Below are 19,901 nucleotides of genomic sequence, written 5' to 3'. Positions count from 1 at the left end.
GACGGCCCGCACGCCATGGCGTGGCCTTCACCATCATCGCATGCCGGGAGCCGTATGGACGCGCCGAATGCCGACGACACGCCCGAAACGCCGCCGGGGGAAGCGGACCGCCCCGCCGTGGCGCACGCCCCGCTCCCCCCGTTCCATCAGGGGCAGCTGGACGTGTTCTGCGCCGTGTACGCGGTGGTGAACGCCCTGCGCTCCGTCCACCCGGTGGGCATCGGGCAGGCGCGGCGGCTGTTCAACGAGGTGTTGCTGGACCTTGCCCGCGACGCGGACGGGTTGCGCGCCGTGCTGTACAACGCCACCGACCACGACGCGCTGGTGCGGGCCGTACTGGACCGCGCCGGACGCGACGTGGCCGACCTGCGGGTCGTGCGCCCCTTTGCCGGATCCCCGGCCCTGCGCGTGACCGGCCGGGTGGGACCCGACGCCTCGGGGGGGCACTGCCCGCCCGCGCGGAAAACCCACGGCCCGGACGCCGCCGCGCAGCCCACGCCCCGCGTGGTGTGGGAAACCCTGGCCGGATGGCTTGCGGGCGGCCCGGCGCGCGCGGCCGCGCTGCGCTTTCACCGCTACCTGCCGTTCCGGGGCGACCCGGTGGTCTCGCACTGGACGGCGGCCGGGCGGCTGCTGGGGGATACGCTGTTCCTGCACGACTCCAGCCGCGAGCCCAACGCCATCCACTCCATGGAGCGGGGCGGCTTCGTCACCGCCCCGGAGCACCTCTGCGACGACCGGCTGCTGCTGGTGGAACCCCGCTGCCTGTACCTGATGGAGGTTGAACGGTAGGGCCCCCTGCCGTTCCGTCGCCCGGCCATCCCGTCTTCCGTCCGGGTGACGGAAGACGCTAGCCCTTCCCCTATCCCTTCCGCTGTCCGTCCCCGTCCGCGTCCAGTTGGCGCAGTTCTTCGTCGGACATGGCAAAGCCGTGTTCCGGCCCGGGAAAGGCGCCGTTCTCCACCTCTTCCTTGTAGGCGGTCACGGCGGCCGTCACCTGTCCGGCCAGGTTGGCGTACCGTTTCACGAAGCGGGGCGCTATGCGGTCTTGCAGGCCCAGCATGTCGTGCAGCACCAGCACTTGCCCGTCGCAGTCCGGCCCGGCGCCGATGCCGATGGTGGGAATGGTCAGCGCGGCGGTGATGCGCGCGGCCACGGGCGAGGGCACGCATTCCAGCACCATCGAGAAACAGCCCGCCTGTTCCAGGGCCAGCGCGTCGTCCAGCAGGCGGCGGGCGGCGTCGGCGGTCTTGCCCTGCACCCGGAAGCCGCCCAGTTGCGCCACCCGCTGCGGGGTCAGGCCGATGTGCCCCATCACCGGAATGCCCGCGTCCACCAGGGCGCGGATCTGCGGCAGGTACGGCCCGGCGCCTTCCAGCTTCACGGCGCGCACGCCCCCTTCGCGGAACAGCCGCCCGGCGCTGCGCAGGGCGTCGGCCGGGCTCGTCTCGTAGGACAGGAAGGGCATGTCCGCCACCACCAGCGCGCGCGAAACGCTGCCGGTCACCGCGCGGCAGTGGTGCACCATTTCGTCCACGGTCACGGACAGGGTGTCGTCCCGGCCCAGCATGACCATGCCCAGCGAATCGCCCACCAGGATGATGTCGATGTCGCAGGCGTCCACCAGGGCGGCGGTGGGGGCGTCGTAGGCGGTGAGCATGGCGATGCGCCGCGCGCCCTTGGCGGCGCGCACGTCCAGCGTGCCGACCGGGCGGCGCGGCCGGGCCGGGGCGTCGGTGGTGGCGGGGCGTTCCGGTGACGGATGGACGCTCATGTGGGGCTCCTTGCTGTGCGGTGGGGACGGTGGCGCCGGGGGGTGCCCGGGGCGGTTCATCCGGTGAACGGGCGGCGCGGGTTGCGCCGGGCAGCCATCCTACATCCGCCACCGGGGCATGGCAAACCCGGAAACGGACCGGACGGGCGGGCAGGGGCGGCGGCCGCATCCTTCGGGATTCGCGCGGAAAATCTTCGCCGGTCCGGCCTGGCTGGCCGAGCGTAAAGAAAAGTGAAGGCCGCCCCCTATAGTTTCACATGGGCAGGCCGAAAAGAGGGGCATGAACGGCGGATGATCGCATGGATGCGATCGGCGTGGTGCCCCGCCCGGAACGGCGCAATATTCATGGAGGAATATTATGTCTCTCGTTATCAATCACAACTTGATGGCAATGAATGCCGCCCGCAACCTCAGCCAGTCGTACGGCAGCCTGTCCACGTCCGTACGCCGGCTGTCTTCGGGCCTTCGTGTCGGCACCGCCGCCGACGACGCAGCCGGCCTGGCCATTCGCGAACTGATGCGTTCGGACATCGCCGCCCTGAACCAGGGCGTGCGTAACGCCAACGACGCCATCTCGCTGATCCAGACCGCTGACGGCGCCCTCGGCGTCATCGATGAAAAGCTGATCCGCATGAAGGAACTGGCCGAACAGGCCGCCACCGGTACCTACACCTCGGACCAGCGTCTCATCATCGATTCGGAATACCAGGCCATGGCCTCGGAAATCACCCGAATCGCCAACTCGACGGACTTCAACGGCATTCACCTGCTCAACGGCAACCTGTCCGGCGCGACGCACGACGGCAGCACCCTGACGTCCACCGGGAAGCTGAAGGTCCACTTCGGCACCGCCAACGACTGCTCGGAAGACTACTACTACATCCGCATCGGCACCGCCACGGCGTCGGCCCTGGGTGTGGGCGCCTCCGCCGCCGACGGCGCGGGCAAGTCGATCTCCACGCAGTCGGCCGCGCAGGCCGCCCTGGAAGGCATCCAGAACGCCATCATCTCGAAGGACCAGATTCGCGCGAACCTTGGTGCGCTCCAGAACCGTCTGGAAAACACCATCAGCAACCTGCAGATCCAGGCCGAAAACCTGCAGGCCGCCGAATCGCGGATTTCGGACGTGGACGTTTCGAGCGAAATGACGGAATTCACCCGTCAGCAGATCCTTACCCAGGCTGCCGTCGCCATGCTCTCGCAGGCCAACTCCCTGCCGCGTATGGCCATGCAGCTGCTGGGCGGCTAAGGTAACACACCGTAAGGTGGAGGGGTTTTGCAGACACGCTCGACCGGGCCGCGCAAGCGGCCCGGTTTTTCGCGTTCGTCACCGTCCCGCTGTTTACAGCGGGGGCCGGACTGCGGCATCGTGGGCAGGTCCGCATGCTGCACATCCATCAGGAGCGGCCCATGATTCCGCGTTCCCCGCGTCCCCCGCATTCCCCGTCGTCGCAACGGCCACGCCTTTCGCTCCACGCGCGGCAGGGCAGGTCATCACGCCTGCCGGAGGCGCTCGCCGCCGTGTTCGTGGTGATGTTCGTCCTGCTGGGCATAGCCCCGTACGACCGCGCGGTGTGGTTTCTGGAATGCACGCCCGTGGTCGCCATCTTCCTGCTGCTGGCGGGCACGGCGCGCAAGTTCCGGTTCAGCGACGCCGCCTACCTGCTGATGGCGGTATGGCTGTTCTGGCATACCGTGGGCGGGCACTACACCTTCTCGCGGGTGCCCTTCGGCGCCATTACCGACACCTTCGGCTTTTCGCGCAACCATTTCGACAGGGTGGGGCATTTCAGCGTGGGATTCTACGCTTATGCGCTGGCGGAACTGCTCACGCGCCGCCGCCTGGCCGGGCCGGTGGTTTCCGCGCTGTTCGGGCTGTTCGCCATCATGGCCGTGGCCTGCGGGTGGGAAATCCTGGAATGGCTGGTGGCCGTGGCCGAAGGCGGCGATGCCGGGCATGCCTTCCTGGGCAGCCAGGGCGACGAGTGGGACGCCCAGAAGGACATGCTGGCGGACACCCTGGGGGCGGTCTGCGCGCTGGCGCTGTTCCGGCTGTACGGCAGGCGCTGGGGCAGCATGGACTCGGTGTAGGCCGGGGCAGGGCGCGCGCCGGGACCGTTTGGACAGCGCCGGGGAAATGCCGTATGCCGGACGGGCGCGCCGCGCGGCGCATCCGGTGGCCTGCCGCCGGGCGCTGGCGGCCGACGTCGTTTTTTCCGGAGCCTTGCCATGACCGCCTGCAATCCCCAGTTGAACCTTCAGGGGCGCGGCCGCCTGAAGCGCATCGTCGATTTCCTGAACGAGGCGGGCATGCTGCGCCTCACGCCGCGCACCGGCTACCAGTTTCTCGGCACTGGCAGCGAGAACGTGGCCGAGCACTCCTTCCGCACCGCCATTATCGGCTACGTGCTGGCCCGCATGGCCGGGGCCGATCCTTCCCGCACCGCCATGCTGTGCCTGTTCCACGATTTCCACGAGGCGCGCATCGGCGACTTCAACTACGTGAACCGCATCTACAACACCTCGAAGCCGCGCGATGCCGTGGTGCACGCCGCCGAGGGCACCGGCCTCGAAGTGGACATGCTGGAGTTCTGGGACGACCTGGAAGCCTCGCGGACGCCCGAGGCGCAACTGGCCCACGACGCGGACCAGCTGGACCTGATCCTGAACCTGAAGCGCGAGCTGGACCTGGGCAACAAGTACGCGGGCAAGTGGATGGAAAGCGCGCTGGAACGGCTGCACACCGAGGAAGGCCGCGAGCTTGCCCAAGCCATCGCCGAGACCGACCACACCGACTGGTGGTTTCTGGGGCCCGACCGGGGGTGGTGGGAGAGGAAGAGCGGGAAGGAATAGAAAGCTCCGCTGGTTGCGATGCAGCGTCTACGTATACACGCAAGCCTTGTTGAATGCATGTGGTATTGGTGTGCCTTTGTGGTGAGAATGTCGTGTGCCTTGTTGCATACGGCTTCTACGAAGACAGTCCTGTCCTTTTGACCACGCTCGATTTCGTTATGTCTCCGACGGGCAAGGGGCCATGAAACGATGGCCCCTTGCATCCCCGCGTTCCAGGGGCTCCGCCCCTTGGAACCCCGGGTTATCTTGCACCGCATTCCGTCGTCGCCAGTTTCCCTCCGGCGCAGAGCGCCTTCGGGTGATCTGGCGACGGGAATGCGATATGCGCGAATCTCTCGTCGTCTCTATCTTACTAGGGTGCTCTTAGCCCCGCCCCCGTTGCGACGCATGTGCCGCCGTCAAAGCCCGGCGTCACACGCTTCTACGCACATCACGTTTTCCGTGGACGGCATTTGGCTTCTTGCGACCGATTGGCGCCAAGTCCTTCAGGCAAAGTGTAACACACGCGCGGATTGCGCCCGCAGCCGGAGATCCCCGCCGGAGGCTTTGCGACGGCGGAAGCTCCGGCGTTGCGGGTGCACCGCAGACCTAGCAACGGTAAAGGCACCGGAGCTACGCCATGGCGTCGGGAGCCTTGTGCGCATACGCATTCAGCCGGGCAGATCGCCCGAGGCGCGCCAGCGCCGCAGGGAAGCTGCCCGGCGTAAAGAATGCGGCGCAGGAAGACTCGGGGGGGACCAGGGGGGCAGCGCCCCCCGGAGCGCGGGGATGCAAGGGGCCGCCGCTTAGCGGCCCCTTGCCCGCCGGAGGCATAACGAAATCGGGCGTGGTCAAAAGGGCGGGACTGTCTACGTAGAGGCCGGGTACAACCGCACGCTACCCATCCCCATCCACATCCCTTCACTCAGGATTCCTGAGCACCTCCAGCACCTCCACCCGCGACGCCTGCCACGCCGGGTACGCCCCGGCCACCAGCCCCAGCAGCACCGAGGCCACGCAGGCTCCCACGATCAGCAGCGGGTCGTACAGGTACGGAAAGTCTCCCACGGCATACACCACGGTAACGGTTCCCACGGCGGCCAGCACCCCGGCCGCGCCGCCCACCCCGGCCATCACCCCGGCTTCGGCCAGGAACTGGCGGATGATCACCGTGCGGCTGGCGCCCACGGCCCGGCGAATGCCGATCTCCAGCCTGCGGGCGCGGACCAGCAGGACCATGATGGACAGGATGCCCAGCGCGCCCACCGCGAACGAGATGGACGACGACAGCACCCCCAGCGTCCACACCAGGTCCAGCGCCTGATTGCGCAGGCGGGCCGAATCCTGCGCCGATATCACCGAAAAGTCGTCCTTGCGGCCCGGCCCCATGTGGTGGCGGCGGCGCAGGATGTCGGTGACGGCGGCCTTGGCGGCTTCCTCGTCCTTCTGGTCGTGCAGGTTCATGAACACGCCGCTGATCCAGTCCTGGTTGGAGAGGCGGCGCATGTACGTGGACAGCGGGGTGAAGACCATCTCGTCCAGGTTGGCCCCGGTCACGTCCTGCCCCTTTTCCGGCAGCACGCCCACCACCAGCACGTTGGCGCGAAAGAAGAACACCTGCTTGCCCACGGCCTCGGCCGAGTCGCCGAACAGGCGCTGCGCGATGGCGAAGCCCAGCACGCAGACCTTGGCCTGCGTCGCCTCCTCTTCCTCGTTGTAGTAGCGGCCGTGCTCGGTTTCCAGCATCCGCACCTGCGCGTAGGCCGGGGGCGAGGCCATGAGCTGGCTGCCCGTCTTCACCCGGCCATAGCGCACCGGCATGGACCCCCCGGCGTAAGGCACGCCGAGGCGTACCTGGGGCACGGTGCCCAGGATTTCGCGGGCGTCCTCCAGGCTGAAGGTGGTGGTCATGCCGGTGACGCGGGTGGCCCCTTCGCGCCGGAAGCTGGCCTGTCCGGACAGGGCCTGCAACAGGTTGGGGCCAAGGCGTTGCGTCTCGATATCGGCCTTCTTGACCATGGCTTTCGAGATGTGCAGCACGGCGGTGAGCGCCAGCGCGCCAAGAAAGACCCCCAGCATGGCCAGCACCGTGCGCATGCGGTGCGCGGCCAGCGAACGCAGGGCGATGCGCAGGCGCTGCATCACTCACCCCCGCGCAGGGCCTGGATGGGGTCCAGCGCGGCGGCCTGCCGCGCCGGGCGCAGCCCGAACACCAGCCCCACCGCCGTGGCGGCGGCCAGGGCCAGCAGGAACACCTTCACCGACAGGACCATCTCGATGAGCCCGAGACGCTCCAGCGCCTGGCCCATCAGCGCGCCCAGCACCACGCCGCCCACGGCCCCGCACAGGGTCAACGCCAGGGATTCCATGAGAAATTGCAGCAGGATGGCCCGGCCCGACGCGCCCAGGGCCTTCTTGAGCCCGATCTCCACCCGCCGCTCGGTGACCGAAAGCAGGAACAGGTTGGCCAGCACGAAGCCGCCCACCACCATGGCGGCGGCCGCCGTCACCCCCAGGAAGAGCACCAGCCCGCCCTTGATTACGGCCAGGAATTTCAGCACTTCGCGCGCGGTGAGCACGGTGAAGTCGTCGGGGTCTTCCGGGGCCAGGCGGTGCAGGTGGCGCAGCAGGCTGCGCAGGTCTTCCACGTGGGCGTCCATGCCCGCCGTGTCCTCGAACTTCACGCGCAGGGCGCGGAAGTAGCGGCGGTCCATGTTGAAGCGCTGGGTCAGCGTGGTGAGGGGGATGACCACGCGGTCGTCCACGTTGCCGCCGCCGCCGGACATGCCCCGGTACTGCATCAGCCCCACCACGGTGAACGGCACGCCGGACATCAGGAAGGTGCGGCCCACGGGGCTTTCGTCGCCGAACAGCTCGCGGGCGGGCTTGTCGCCCATCAGGGCCACGCGCGCGCCGCGCTGCACGTCCTCGGCCGTCAGGTCGCGGCCTTCCACCAGCGGCCAGTTCCAGGCCTTGGCGTAGTTCTCGGTGGTGCCCGCCACCAGCGAGACGTCGTAGTTGTTGGCCTCGTGCTTCAGGCGCACGTTGCCCCTGGAGCGCATGGGCAGCACGATGTACGCGCCCGGCAGCGACTGGCGGATGCGCGCCGCGTCCTCCCAGGTCAGGGTGAGGGTGCGCGCGCCCACGGCGCGGTTGACGATGTTGCCGCCGAACACCAGCACCGCGTCCGGCCCGAACATGTCGGCGATTTCGTCGGCCTTCCTGGACGCGCCGTCCACGGCGGCCACGATGACCGTCAGCGAGGCGATGCCCAGCGACACGGCGGCGATGACGAAGAAGCTGCGCAGCCGGTAGGCCAACAGCGCGGAAAGGCCCAGCGCGGCGGCGCGCCAAGCTTCGCGCAGCAGCCCGGATAGGCCGGACAGGCCGGACAGGCCGGAGAAACCGGACAGGCCCCGCCCGCCGAAGCGGCCAGGTGCCGGGCCGGATGCAGGGCCAGTCGCCGGGGCCGCCGGGGTGGTCATGCGGGCGCTCCGGCGGCGGCGCCGCTGCCGTGCAGGCCGTCGCTTTCGATGATCCCGTCGCGGATGACGATGCGCCGCCGCGCGCGGGCGGCGGTTTCCGTGTCGTGGGTCACCACCACCACGGTCTTGCCGGTGCGGTTGATGTCCGCCAACAGGTCCAGGATGTCGGCGCTGGTGGTGGAGTCAAGCTGGCCGGTGGGTTCGTCGGCCAGGATCAGCGCGGGGTCGTTCAGCAGGGCGCGGGCCAGGGCCACGCGCTGCTGCTGCCCGCCGGACAGGCGCGCGGGTACGAAGTCCATGCGGTCGCCCAGGCCCACGCGGTGCAGCAGTTCTTCCGCCCGCTTGCGCTGGGCGCGCAGGTTCTTGTGGCTGTACAGGCCGGGCAGCAGCACGTTGTCCAGCGCGGTGGCGTAGGGGATGAGGTAGAAGTTCTGGAACACGAAGCCGGTCAGCTGGTTGCGCGCCTCGGACCGGGCGTCGTCGTCCAGGTGCGACACGTCGTGCCCGTCCAGCACGTAGCGGCCCGCAGTGGGGCTGTCCAGCAGGCCGAGGATGTGCAGCAGCGTGGACTTGCCGGAACCGGACGCACCCTGGATGGCCACGAACTCGCCGCGCGCGATGGAAAAGCTGACGCCGCGCAGCACGTCCACGGTCAGGTCGCCCTGCCGGAAACTGCGGGTGATGCCGGAAAGCTCGACCAGTGCGCCGGGCGTTCCGGGCGCTGTGGACGACCCGGCCACGCCGGGCGCGCCAACGGGGGGAGGGGTGGGTGCGGTGGTCATCGCCAGCGCCCGCCTACCGCCCCGGCCGTCCGGAACCGGGCCCGCCGCCGCCTGGCCCACCGGGGCCACCGGGACCACCGGACGCCTGCTCGGGCCGCGAACCGCCGCGCGAAGCGGGCAGCACCACCCTGGTGCCCACCACGTCGCCCTCGGCCAGCCCTTCCAGCACTTCGCTGGTCTCGGCGCCTGTCAGGCCGATGTGCGGGCGCACCCTGCGGATGTTCCCGCCGTCCTGCACGAACACCACCTGTTCGCCGCCCACCCACTTCAGGGCTTCGTTGGGCACGGCCAGCACGCCGTCCTTCTGCTGCACCACGATGCGACACTGGGTGGTCATTTCCGGCCGCAGGTCGGTGGAGGTCTGCGGGGTAAGGCGCACCAGCGCCCGGTAGTACACGATGTTGTCGCGGATTTCCGGCTGCGGGTAGATCTGGTTCACCGTGCCGCTGAAGGTGCGGCCCGGCAGCGAATCCACGCGGAATTCCACGGACATGCCGGGGGTCACCTGGCCCACGTCGGTCTCGTCCACGTAGATCCACATTTCCAGCCGGGTGGGGTCCAGCACGGTGATCAGGTTGGCCACCTGGAAGCCCGCCACCACGGTTTCGCCGCCCTGCGCCGTGACCTCGCTGACCACGCCGTCCAGCGGGGCGCGGATCACGGAATAGGACAGGCGGACGTTGGTGGCGTCCAGGGCGGATTGCGCCTCCTGCACGGCCTCGCGGGCGCTCTTGATGGCAAGGGTGGATTCACGTTGCAGCCGGTCCAGGGTGGCCTTGCGCGCGGCCAGGATGTTGCCGGTGGTTTCCGCCTGCTGTTTGGCCTCGTCCAGGGTGTTGCGGGCGTCCAGGTCCTGGTCCACCAGGGTGCGGCGGCGTTTCAGGTTCAGGGCGGCATAGTCGTAGTCGGCCTGCGCGGCGGCCACCTGGGCCTCGGCCTCGCGGATTTGCAGGGGGTACGACGCTTCCACCTTGTCCAGGTCCGCCCTGGTCCTGCGCAGGGTGGCCTCGGCCTGGTCCTGCTGGGCGCGCTGCTCGCGGTCGTCGATTTCGGCGATGATCTGCCCGGCCTTCACCGCGTCGCCCACCTTGACGTGCATGGTGCGGATGATGCCGGTGAACCGGGTGCCGGTCTTCACGATGGCGCCCACCTCGGGCTTGATGATGCCCGTGGCGTCCAGCACCTTGCGCACGGTGGCACGGGCCACCGTGGCGGTCTGGGTGATTTCGGTGCGGCCTTCGCGCCGCGACAGGAGGTAGGCCGCGGCCAGGGCCACGGCCAGGGCGACGGCGAGGCCGATGATGATCTTCTTGCGCATGGGGTTCCCGTATCCGTGTCGTCTGGGCGGTCCGTGCAGTGGGAAGGGCGTGCGGGGCCGGGGGAAAGGTGACGCCGGGCCGCCGGGCAATGCCGGGACTATAAGTATTCGCGCGGCGGAGGGGAAGGGCATGCGGCGGATGGAACGGCAACGTCCGTTCCGTCCGGTGACGCGTGCCGGGGCCGCGTGCCGGGGCTGCCGTGGCCCTTTTGCCGCGCTAGTCGTCCTGCTGGTCGCCGGGCGCGAGCGCGGCGAGCCCGTCCGGTCCGTCGGCCAGGCGCAGGCCGAAGCCCGCCCACAGCGCCGCCAGCAGTTCCGCGCCGGGTTCCATGTCGGGCGAACCGGCCACGTGGCGGTTGCGGAAGAAGGCGTGCAGGTCGCGCGCGGCGGTGGGCAGGTCCGCCCGGTGCAGCAGTTCCGCGCCGGGGGCGGCCAGGGCGGGAAAGTGGTCCAGGGTGGCCCAGGCATGGGTCAGGGCCAGGGAAATGCGCATCACCAGCGGGCGCACCGCGCGCAGGTAGGTGGCGGTGTCGCCGGTGCGGGCGTGGTCGTCGGCCAGCATGCGCAGCCAGGTGCGCACGTCGGCCGAGGTGGCGTGGCCGAGGTCGGCGGCGAATGCATGCAGCAGGGCGGTGCGGGCGCGTTCGGAAAGCTCCTGCCGCAGCACCTTGCGCAGCAGCCCGTCGCGGAAGTCCCACGCCTTGCGCGCGGCGTCGTATTCGCCGAACAGGCGCGAGACGGCGGTGAGCAGCACGGCGTGGCGGTCCTGACGGGGTGCGCCCTGCGCGCCGCGCAGGGGCACGGGCAGCCGTCCCTTGTTCACCAGCCGGGTAAGTTCGCGCCAGTACAGGGCGTAGCGCATGTGGGCGTCGTGCTCCGGCCCGTAGATGCCGGGGTGGAAGAGCAGCACCCAGCCGCGCTCCGCGGGGATGGCCGCCGTCATCACGGACGGGGCCGTGGGGACGGCAGGGGTCTTGCGGGATCGGGCGGCATGCCGGGCCGCATGGCGGTGCGGGGCCAGCGCGGCCAGCGTGGCGTCGAAGTCGGCGGGCACCACGATGCGCTCGATGCGCACCACGTCGGCCAGCCCGTGCGCCGCACCCGCGATGACGCCCAGTTCCTCGCGCGCGGCCTGGGGACCGGTCCCGCCCTCGGGGCCGCGCAGGGTTTCCGGCAGGGCCGCTTCCACATCCACCGAAATGCGCATGGCGTGCTCCTTGCGTCGCCGCGCCCCCGCGGAATGCGGGGACGCGCCCCACGATGTAGAGGATGCGCAGGGCCGGGTCAACCATCCGGCCGGGGTGTTGACACCGCCGCAAGCCGATTTAGCTATTTCCCGGAAAGGGTGCGGCGGCATCCCGGATTCATCCGCATGCCGCTGCACGGTGGCAATGGCGAATCATGAACGTGCCGGACCAGAGGAGGTACCATCATGGTGATCGACTTCAGCACATTGTACGACATGCCGAAAAGTTTCGAGAGGATGTTCGACGAGATGTCGCGTTTGCATTCGTTCAGCTCGCGGCGCACTGCATACCCGTTGCTGAACGTGCACGAGAACGACGACGGCTACACCGTGGACGTCAGCGTTCCCGGCGTGGCTCCCGGAGACGTGGAACTGACCCTTACCGACCGCAACCTGATCATCAAGGGCGAACGCAAGGCCGCCGAGGGCAGGTACTTCAGGCAGGAACGCCTTTCCGGCTCGTTCCAGCGCATCCTGAGCCTGAACGTGCCCGTGGACCGCGACCGCGTTTCCGCCCGCAGCGAGAACGGCATCCTGCGGGTGACCCTGCCCAAGGCCGAAGCCGTGAAGCCGCGCAAGATCGCCATCGAATCGCAGGCAGGAGGTGTGCAGTGATGACCGACATCGCCGAACGCAACGCCGACCTGGCCCACGCCGAGACCACCGGGGCCGAACGCTCTCCGTCGGTGCGCGAGGGCCGCGCCGCGCGCATCGAGCGGGTATCCCCGGCCACGGACATCATCGAGCAGGCCGACGGCTTCCACATCCTGATGGACCTGCCCGGCGTGCCTCCGGACGGGCTGACCATCGACCTCGAGGAGAACGAGGTCACCGTCACCGGACGCAGCAGCTACGCCCCGGCGGGCAACGACCGGCGCATGCACGCCGAGTTCGACGCCGTGGAGTTCGTGCGTACCTTCACCCTGTCGGACATGGTGGACAGGGAGCGCATCCGCGCCGTGCTCAAGGACGGGGTGCTGAACCTGTTCCTGCCCAAGGCCGAGGCGGCCAAGCCCAGGCGCATCGAAATCTCACAGGGGTAACGCCAAATTGTCTTTTTGTCCGTTGGCTTCGTCAAACTTCGCCTGCCATGGCTTTGCTGTCTTCATCCGTAAGACTCGCAAGCTCGTCTAACGGCTGAGGCTCGGTCGAATACAACAAGAGTATGCGTTGCGGTCGCCAGCCGTAAGGCTCGCAAGCTCGCCTAACGGCTGCCGCGCTCTGCGGTCCTCATCCGTAAGACTCGCGCTGCGCGCTCGCCTAACGGCTGAGGCACTCCCTCATGGCAGGCTCGTTTTCCTCGCCAACGAACAAAAATCCTGCTTTGGCACTCTCGGTCAAAGGCGAGTTTGCCCGTGACGGCAACCCGCCGTCGCAATGGAAAAGGCCCCCGGCAATGCCGGGGGCCTTTTGCCGCGCATGTGCAATGATGGGGCCGCCTTACCGGAACCAGCCGCGCCTGTGGAAAAACCACATCATGCCCCCGGCCACCGCCAGCATGGCCGCCAGCGCCGTGTAGTAGCCGTAGTCCCAGTCCAGTTCCGGCATGTGGCGGAAGTTCATGCCGTAGACGCCCGCGATGACCGTGAGCGGCATGCACACCGCCGTGAGCACCGTGAGCACCCGGATGCGGTGGTCGGTGCGGCGTTGCAGCACCAGCAGGCAGAGCTGGTACAGGTCGCGCAGGCGCATTTCCAGCCGGCCCTGGCTGCGGGCCAGGTGGTTCTGGTTGTCCATGATGTCGCGCAGGCCCTCGCGCTGGCTGGTCAGGGGCAGGGCGGTGGCCTGAAGCGTCTGGAGCGTGGCCAGGCAGTAGAACTGGTCCTCGAACTGGATGGACAGCCGGGTGATGGCGCGCTTCAGCGGCAGTATGTCGTCCGGGTTGACCGCGTCGGGGGTGTCGTCCAGCATTTCGGCCAGCTGCTCCACGCGCGAGCGCGCCTCCATGTAAAAATGTACGTTGGCGTCGATGCACGCATCCAGCAGGAAGATGAGCAGGGCCTGCACGCTGGCCTGCAACGGCGCGTTGCCCGAGCGGATCATCTGCACCAGCCGGTCCAGCAGGGGGATGTCCTCGTCGTGCAGGGTGATCATGCGGCCGGGCAGGCAGAGCACCGTCAGGTAGCGGCCGTGCTGGGCGTCCCAGCCGTGGCGGGTGGGCAGGTGCACCATGATGCCCGAGGGGAACACGCTGACCTCGGGGTAGCGGCGCGGGGAAAGGCAGGCTTCGGTCACGTCGTCGGGCAGGTCGTAGGGGGCGAGGAAGCGGCCCAGGTCGTCGCGCGAGGGGGTTGCGACGTCCTGCCAGATGACGGCGGGCCTTGCAGGCTCGGCACCGCCTGGCCAGATGACGGCGGGTCCCGCAGGCTCGGCCTCGCCTGGCCGGATAACGGCGGGATTTGGGGGCTCGGCACCGCCGGTCCCGTCCGTCGTGGCCGCGCCGGACGCTCGCGGGCAGGCTCCGTCCGGCGCGGAGGGCGTTTCCGTGCCGGGCGGCACGGGGGCGATGGTGCAGTCCGGCGCCAGGTGCAGGGTGCGCACGCGCAGGCTACCCATGCGGATGGCGGTTTCGGGGTCGGTCATGAAGGGTGCGGTCATGGAATGTACGCTCCGGAAGATGCGCACCGGGTGGATGCGTTCATGGGAGCGTGTGTAGCATCATTCACGGCGTTGCGTAAGGGCGTGGCGCGCGGCGCGGGGAACGGCCGTCCGGTCCGGGCGCGTGCGGCGGCTTTTGGGCTTGCCTTCGCCGCCCCGCAGGGGTAAGGAAGCCGTTCCGCGACACCTCGCCCGGCCACAGGCGCCAGCCTGTGGTTTTTTTTGCGGCGGGGGGCGCTCCGCCACGGCCATGCCGCCGGGCTTCCATGATCCCCGACAGTTGCGTCCACGGGCCGATGCCCGCCACGCCCGGACCGAGCGTCCGGGGGCAGCGCGTCGTCCATGTCCCGGATGTCGTTGACGGACACGTCGCGGAATGCAGGCCGCGACAGGGGCGGGAAGAACGGCGAGGCCGCGCGGGTGCGCCGTTGCGGCGGGTACACGGATGCGGGCATGCTCCCCGCCGGAGGCCGCGTCCCCTTGCCGGGGGGCGGACGGCGGGCGCGGGGTGGATTCATTCTTTTCCGGGTCGGCGCGCGCGCCCGGCGGCACATGCCGTCGGCGGGCCTGCGCCGCCCGTCAAGCGAAGGGTGTGTTGATGCGCAGTACAGGACTTGCCGCCGGGACGATCATCGAAGCCAAGTGCACGCGATGCAACGACATTACCGGCCACGTCATCGTGGCCATGGTCGGCGGTGAAGTGGTGAAGGTCGAATGCCGGGCCTGTGGCTCGGTGCACAAATACCGTCCCCAGAAAAAGGACGCCCCGCGCAGGGCCGCGCCCTCGGTGCGCAAGGTGCGCGCGGGCTCCACCCGCGCCGAGGCCGTGGACGTTTCCTCCTCGCGTTCCGAGGCCGCCCGCAAGGCCGCCGCCACCCGCGCCCAGCAGCGCGCCGCGCGCGACGCCGAGGCCACCGAGGTGGCCTGGAAGGTGGCCATGACCCGCAACGCGGCCGCCGCCAACCGCACCTACAGCATGAACGAAAGCTACGAAGAGGGCGAGATCATCGACCACCCGGTGTTCGGCCCCGGCGAGGTGCGCGCCGTGGTGCGTCCCGACAAGGTCGAGGTGCTCTTTCAGGATGGCCTGAAGGTATTGCGCTGTGTTTGCTAGGTAGTTGCGCGGCGGGCATCCATGCCTGCCACGCCACGGACAACAAAAAACCCGGACCAAGGTCCGGGTTTTTTGTTGTGCCGTGCGCGAGTGCGTGCCGGTTCAGCGCCCTCCGGGCGCAAGCCACGAGCGGATGTCGCGGAACGCCGTGCGCGCCGTGAAGTCCAGGGTCAGCGGGGTCACCGAGACCACCCGGTCCACGCTCAGGGCGTACACGTCGGTTTCCGGCGATTCGCCGGGTGCGGGCCCCTTGGTCACGGTGACCTCGCCCAGCCTGCTGTGCAGCGAAGGTTCGGCCAGGCGCGATTCGTAGTACATGCCCGGCGAAAGGCGGGTCAGCCGCCACGGGGTGTCCGGGGTGGCCCCGGCGGGCACGTCTATCTTCAGCACGTGCACGTCGCCGGGCAGGCCGCGCTCCAGCACCATGCCCGCGAACAGCGAAAGGAAGTGCATGGCCGCGCTCCAGTCCTGCTCGGTGTAGGCGTGGTGCGATTCGATGCCCGTCTCCATGGACACCGCCAGCGCGGGAATGCCCCGGCAGGCCCCCTCCAGCGCGGCCCCCACGGTGCCGGAACTGGTGATGCTGGCCCCCAGGTTTTCGCCGTAGTTGATGCCCGACACCAGCAGGGCCGGGGCGTAGCCGGGCATCACCTTCAGCCCGTGGCCCACGGTGGCCGCCGGTGAGGCGTCGCAGGCCCAGGCCCGCAGCGGCGCGCCCGCCACGGTCAGTTCCACCTGTTGCAGAGTGGCGTTGCGGTCGCCGGTCTGGGCGCGGCCCATGGCCGTCTGCTGGCGCAGCGGGGCGAACACGTCCACCGCGCCCAGGGCGTGCAGCGCCTCGGCCGCGGCCAGCAGGCCGGGCGAGCGTACCCCGTCGTCGTTGGTCAGCAGGATGCGTGGTGCGGTCATGTGCGTGTCTCTCTGCGCGCGGCTGACGCCGCAGCACGGTCAGCGTGTTTCCGGGGCGTCCGCCTCGCGGGATGCGCTGGCGGCCCCGGCGGCGATGAATTCCACGGCGCGGTCCTCGGCAACGGGGCGCGAGAAATGGTAGCCCTGTACCGCGTGGCAGCCCAGTTCGGCCACGATGGCGAACTGCTCCGCCGTCTCCACCCCCTCGGCCACCACGTGCAGGCCAAGGCTGCGGCCCAGGGTGACCACGGTGCGCACGATCTCGCGGTTTTCCGCATCCCCGGCCACGGCGGAAACGAACGAGCGGTCCACCTTCAGGGTGTCCACCGGGAAGCGTTGCAGGTAGGCCAGGGACGAATAGCCGGTGCCGAAGTCGTCGATGCCGATGCCCACCCCCAGCCTGCGCAAGGCTTCCAGGCGTTGCAGGGCCCCGTCCGGGTCCTCCATGATGGCCGTTTCGGTGATTTCCAGCTTCAGGGCGTCGGGAGGCAGGCCGGTTTCGGACAGGATGCGGGCCACCCGGCCGGTGAGGTTGGGCTGCGACGCCTGCCGCGCCGAAAGGTTCACCGAGACGTACAGGCCGCGCGCGCCGGGCAGGGTGGCCCGCCAGCGGGCCAGGGTGGCCGCCGCCTGCTCCAGCACCCACTGGCCGATGCGCAGGATGAGCCCCGTCTCTTCGGCCATGGGGATGAACCGGGCGGGCGGCACCGCGCCCTCGGTGGGGTGGAGCCAGCGCACCAGCGCTTCGAACCCCAGCAGGGTGGAGCCGTCCACGGCGAACACCGGCTGGTATTCCAGATACAGCTGCCTGCGGCGCATGGCCATGGAAAGGTCGCCCTCCAGGGTCATCATTTCCATGGTGTGGCGGTGCATGGACTGGTTGAACACCCGGAACCGCCCCTTGCCCTGGGCTTTGGCCTGGTACATGGCGATGTCCGCGTCGCGCAGCAGGCCGTCGGCCGCGTCGTACCCCTGGGTGCGCAGCACGATGCCGATGCTGGCCGAGGTGCGCACCACCTTGGCCCCCATGCGCACCGGACGTTCCAGCGCGGCCAGCAGGCGGCGGGTGATCTGCACGATGCGCCGGGGCGAGTCCACGTCCTCCAGCAGCAGGGCGAACTCGTCGCCGCCCAGGCGGGCCACGGTGTCGCCCGCGCGCACCACCGGGCGCATGCGCCGGGCCACCTCCACCAGCAGGTTGTCGCCCGTGGTGTGGCCGTGGCTGTCGTTGATGAACTTGAACCGGTCCAGGTCCAGCATCAGCACCGCGAACCGATAGTCGGCGTTGCGGCGGCGGCGCTGGACGGCCCGGTCGATGCGGTCCAGCAGCAGGGCGCGGTTGGGCAGGCCGGTGAGCGGGTCGTGCAGGGCGAGGTGGGTCAGCATTTCCTCGCCCTGCTTGCGCTCGATGGCCACGGCCACCTGTTCGGCCACGGGCACCATCAGTTCCGCGTCGCGGGCCGAGAAGAATTCCGAATCCTCGTAGTGCTGCACCACCATGGCCCCGATGACCTTGCCGCGCGAGCGCAGCGGGGTGCCCAGCCAGGCCGCCGGACGCGCGCCGAACACCGGGCGCGCCTCGATGTCGCCGCTGTGCAGGTGCAGTTGCCTGCCGGTGCGGATGACCTCCAGCGTGGGGCTTTTCGACGTGGGGTCGGAAATGTGCTCCACGGGGCTGTAGCGGGCGTCGCGCTCGTCGGCGAAGTAGGCGAAGTCCAGCCTGTCCCCCGGCTCGTCCACCAGCGCGATGAAGAAGTTGGGGGCCTGCACGTGGCGGCGCAGGGCGGCGTGGATGGACTGGAACAGTTCGTCCAGGTCGCGCGTTTCGTTGATGGCGTTGGCGATGTGGAACAGGATGCCCGCGATGGCCTCGCCCTGCTTGCGGTCGGTGATGTCGGCCAGGGCCCCGGCCACCCGGTTCAGGCGGCCGCCGGGGCCGCGCCGGGCCGCGCCGCGCGCCAGCACCCAGCGCCACGTGCCGTCGGTGTGGCGGATGCGGAATTCGTGCTCGAAGCGTTCGGCGTCCTCGCCGGTGACGCGGCGCACCTCGGACAGCACGCCCAGCCTGTCCTCCGGGTGCAGGATGGCCGCGATGTCCATGGGCGACATCCTTTCGTCGGGGGCGCGGCCCATGATTTCGAGGCAGCGCGGCGAATGGTACAGGGTGCTGGTGGCCAGTTCCCATTCCCAGATGCCGTCGTTGGTGGCGGAAATGGCCATGTCGTAGCGCTGGCGGCTCTTTTCCAGTTCCAGCACCTGGTTGCGCCGCTCGGTGATGTCGCGGATGGTCTGGATGACCCCGTCCAGGCGCCCTTCGCCGTCGCGCAGGGCGGATGCCACGGTCCACACGTGGGCGCCCCGGCCGCCGTACAGCGTGGGCACGTAGGCCTCGGCGGCCAGTTTGTCGCCGTGCCCGCCGAACTGGGTGTAGTGGCTGGGCAGGGGCGTGTCCGGACTGAAGAACCGGTCGCCCAGCAGGGGAATGCGTTCGCCGTAGAAGGGCAGGGCGTATTCGAAGTTGCCGCGTCCCAGCATGTCGCCTGCGGAATGGCCGGTCATTTCCTCCATGGCGCGGTTCCAGGCGATGACCCGGCGGTTCGCGTCCAGCACCAGGGCGGCGTCGGGCAGGAAGTCGATGATGTCGCGCAGCCTGCGCCATGCCTCGGAAAGCTGGTCCTGCATCACCTTCTGCTCGGTGATGTCCAGCACGAAGCCGTCGATGAATTCCGGACCGGCCGTGCTGCCCGCCCCGCCGGAGTCCGGGCCGCTCACCAGCCGCGCGCTGACCAGCCCCCAGTACAGCGAGCCGTCGCGGCGCTTCAGGCGCAGTTCCATGCGGTCCACGCGGCCGGTGGTCCGCAGCGCCCCCACGAAGCGCCGGCGGTCGTCCGGGTTGGCGTACATCTGGTTGGGGATGTCGGTGACCAGGGCCAGCATTTCATCGGTGGAGGCGCAGCCCCAGATGCGCGCGAACTCCGGGTTGACGTTTTCGTAGCGTCCGTCCGGCGTCACGCGGAAGATGCCCACCGGCGCGCTGGTGAAGATGGCGTGGTACTGCTCGCGGGCGTGATCCAGATCGCCTGCGTGACCGGGGAGACCCGCCGGGCGCGGCGATGCCGGCGGGCCGGACGGCAGGGCCTGCCGCCCGTCGCGGGCCTCGGCCTGAGCGGCGCTTCCGGCCCTGCCGCGCCGCAGGAGCAGCCCGGCCAGCAGGCCGAGCGCAAGCCCGGCGGCAAGGCCGAGCAGCAGCGGGGCTGCGGTCCAGACCGGGGCCCCGGCGGCGATGCCTTCACCGGCGGCCAGCGCGGGGCGGGCCGTGGCGGCGGCCAGCAACGGCGGGGCAAGCAGGAATGGCGCGGACGCGAAAACCGGCAGGCGGAGCGGGCGGAACGGGTTCCGCGGGCGGTGGATGCGGCGGGGGCGGTCGGCGGTATGGTGGCGCGCGGCGGGTACATGGTCCGGCGGAAGAATGCGGGAACGGCGGCGCGGGCAGGGGGCGGACGCACGCGAGGGCGCGTGCGGTGATGCCTCCTGCGGCCATGACGCCTTGCGGCGGGTGGTCATCTGAGGCCCTTCGGGAAACGGCGTTGGATGAAAAAAGGATAGAGGATTCCGTTCCGTTTGAAAAGCGGCCCGAAGGGCATGTGCCTGATGTAATGGAGCATTGGTCTTGGGGCATGTCCCGGTTCGCCCCGTTTTTGCCCGGCGGGGGCGGTGGACCGGGTGCTTTCGGCTCGGAGCGCGCACGCAGGGGGGCATCACCCTTGATGTTTCCTGTTGACGGATGGCCCCGCATGGGGCAAGGGCAGAAACTGGGGCCGCGCAGCAGGACATCGGTCCTGT

The 19,901-nt window shown here is 69.6% G+C and carries 16 protein-coding genes; 7 read left to right on the top strand and 9 right to left on the bottom strand.

Features of this window, described 5'->3' with window-relative positions; all coding sequences use genetic code 11:
- Window positions 1-54 precede the first annotated feature (54 nt).
- Window positions 55-792 (top strand): hypothetical protein, encoded by a 738-nt coding sequence (locus ACR4XJ_RS00680; RefSeq protein WP_434753398.1) that lies wholly within the window; start codon window positions 55-57, stop codon window positions 790-792.
- 70 nt (window positions 793-862) lie between these two features.
- Here ACR4XJ_RS00680 and panB read toward each other — a convergent pair whose 3' ends face one another.
- Window positions 863-1,774 carry a 3-methyl-2-oxobutanoate hydroxymethyltransferase gene (gene panB / locus ACR4XJ_RS00675; protein ID WP_434753397.1) on the bottom strand — a complete coding sequence of 304 codons (912 nt, stop codon included), beginning with the start codon at window positions 1,772-1,774 and terminating at the stop codon, window positions 863-865.
- 358 nt (window positions 1,775-2,132) lie between these two features.
- Between panB and ACR4XJ_RS00670 the strand changes: the two genes are divergently transcribed.
- The 3 genes from ACR4XJ_RS00670 (at window position 2,133) to ACR4XJ_RS00660 (ending at window position 4,627) form a co-directional block, all read left to right on the top strand.
- Window positions 2,133-3,023 (top strand): flagellin, encoded by an 891-nt coding sequence (locus ACR4XJ_RS00670; RefSeq protein WP_434753396.1) that lies wholly within the window; start codon window positions 2,133-2,135, stop codon window positions 3,021-3,023.
- A 284-nt stretch (window positions 3,024-3,307) separates the two neighbouring features.
- Window positions 3,308-3,865: a DUF2238 domain-containing protein gene (locus tag ACR4XJ_RS00665; RefSeq protein WP_434753839.1), complete on the top strand. Its 558-nt coding sequence runs from the start codon at window positions 3,308-3,310 to the stop codon at window positions 3,863-3,865.
- 138 nt (window positions 3,866-4,003) lie between these two features.
- The gene (locus ACR4XJ_RS00660) at window positions 4,004-4,627 is read left to right on the top strand and encodes an HD domain-containing protein (protein ID WP_434753395.1); all 624 of its coding nucleotides are present in this window, start codon (window positions 4,004-4,006) and stop codon (window positions 4,625-4,627) included.
- Between the two features lie 900 nt (window positions 4,628-5,527).
- Here the strand turns inward: ACR4XJ_RS00660 and ACR4XJ_RS00655 are convergent.
- From ACR4XJ_RS00655 to ACR4XJ_RS00635, 5 genes are all read right to left on the bottom strand, one after another.
- Window positions 5,528-6,748 (bottom strand): ABC transporter permease, encoded by a 1,221-nt coding sequence (locus ACR4XJ_RS00655; protein WP_434753394.1) that lies wholly within the window; start codon window positions 6,746-6,748, stop codon window positions 5,528-5,530.
- Window positions 6,748-8,091 carry an ABC transporter permease gene (locus ACR4XJ_RS00650; protein ID WP_434753393.1) on the bottom strand — a complete coding sequence of 448 codons (1,344 nt, stop codon included), beginning with the start codon at window positions 8,089-8,091 and terminating at the stop codon, window positions 6,748-6,750. Before ACR4XJ_RS00650 ends, ACR4XJ_RS00655 begins: the two co-directional genes overlap by 1 nt.
- Entirely contained in the window at window positions 8,088-8,873 is a 786-nt protein-coding gene (locus ACR4XJ_RS00645) for an ABC transporter ATP-binding protein (RefSeq protein ID WP_434753392.1), read from the bottom strand. Before ACR4XJ_RS00645 ends, ACR4XJ_RS00650 begins: the two co-directional genes overlap by 4 nt.
- Before the next feature lie 13 nt (window positions 8,874-8,886).
- Window positions 8,887-10,191 carry an efflux RND transporter periplasmic adaptor subunit gene (locus ACR4XJ_RS00640; protein WP_434753391.1) on the bottom strand — a complete coding sequence of 435 codons (1,305 nt, stop codon included), beginning with the start codon at window positions 10,189-10,191 and terminating at the stop codon, window positions 8,887-8,889.
- A gap of 217 nt (window positions 10,192-10,408) precedes the next feature.
- Window positions 10,409-11,398 (bottom strand): hypothetical protein, encoded by a 990-nt coding sequence (locus ACR4XJ_RS00635; protein ID WP_434753390.1) that lies wholly within the window; start codon window positions 11,396-11,398, stop codon window positions 10,409-10,411.
- A 225-nt stretch (window positions 11,399-11,623) separates the two neighbouring features.
- Here ACR4XJ_RS00635 and ACR4XJ_RS00630 point away from each other — a divergent pair, with 225 nt between their 5' ends.
- On the top strand, window positions 11,624-12,052 hold the full coding sequence (locus tag ACR4XJ_RS00630) for an Hsp20/alpha crystallin family protein (protein WP_434753389.1): 429 nt from the start codon (window positions 11,624-11,626) through the stop codon (window positions 12,050-12,052).
- Window positions 12,052-12,480 (top strand): Hsp20/alpha crystallin family protein, encoded by a 429-nt coding sequence (locus ACR4XJ_RS00625; RefSeq protein ID WP_434753388.1) that lies wholly within the window; start codon window positions 12,052-12,054, stop codon window positions 12,478-12,480. The genes ACR4XJ_RS00630 and ACR4XJ_RS00625 overlap by 1 nt, the downstream gene beginning before the upstream one ends.
- Window positions 12,481-12,877: 397 nt before the next feature.
- Here the strand turns inward: ACR4XJ_RS00625 and ACR4XJ_RS00620 are convergent, their stop codons facing one another.
- Entirely contained in the window at window positions 12,878-14,035 is a 1,158-nt protein-coding gene (locus tag ACR4XJ_RS00620; protein ID WP_434753387.1) for a magnesium transporter CorA family protein, read from the bottom strand.
- Between the two features lie 598 nt (window positions 14,036-14,633).
- Here ACR4XJ_RS00620 and ACR4XJ_RS00615 point away from each other — a divergent pair.
- The gene (locus ACR4XJ_RS00615) at window positions 14,634-15,149 is read left to right on the top strand and encodes a hypothetical protein (RefSeq protein WP_434753386.1); all 516 of its coding nucleotides are present in this window, start codon (window positions 14,634-14,636) and stop codon (window positions 15,147-15,149) included.
- A gap of 102 nt (window positions 15,150-15,251) precedes the next feature.
- On the opposite strand, the gene surE is transcribed toward ACR4XJ_RS00615, so the two are convergent.
- Window positions 15,252-16,058, bottom strand: coding sequence for a 5'/3'-nucleotidase SurE (gene surE, locus ACR4XJ_RS00610; protein WP_434753385.1), 807 nt, complete (start codon window positions 16,056-16,058; stop codon window positions 15,252-15,254).
- Window positions 16,059-16,097: 39 nt separating this feature from the next.
- On the bottom strand, window positions 16,098-19,622 hold the full coding sequence (locus tag ACR4XJ_RS00605; protein WP_434753384.1) for an EAL domain-containing protein: 3,525 nt from the start codon (window positions 19,620-19,622) through the stop codon (window positions 16,098-16,100).
- Window positions 19,623-19,901: the final 279 nt, after the last annotated feature.

It is taken from the genome of Nitratidesulfovibrio sp. D1 (assembly GCF_051133415.1).
Classification (GTDB): Bacteria; Desulfobacterota; Desulfovibrionia; order Desulfovibrionales; family Desulfovibrionaceae; genus Cupidesulfovibrio.
Note: the sequence above shows the minus strand (reverse complement) of the source record. Positions and strands in the feature narration are given on the sequence as shown.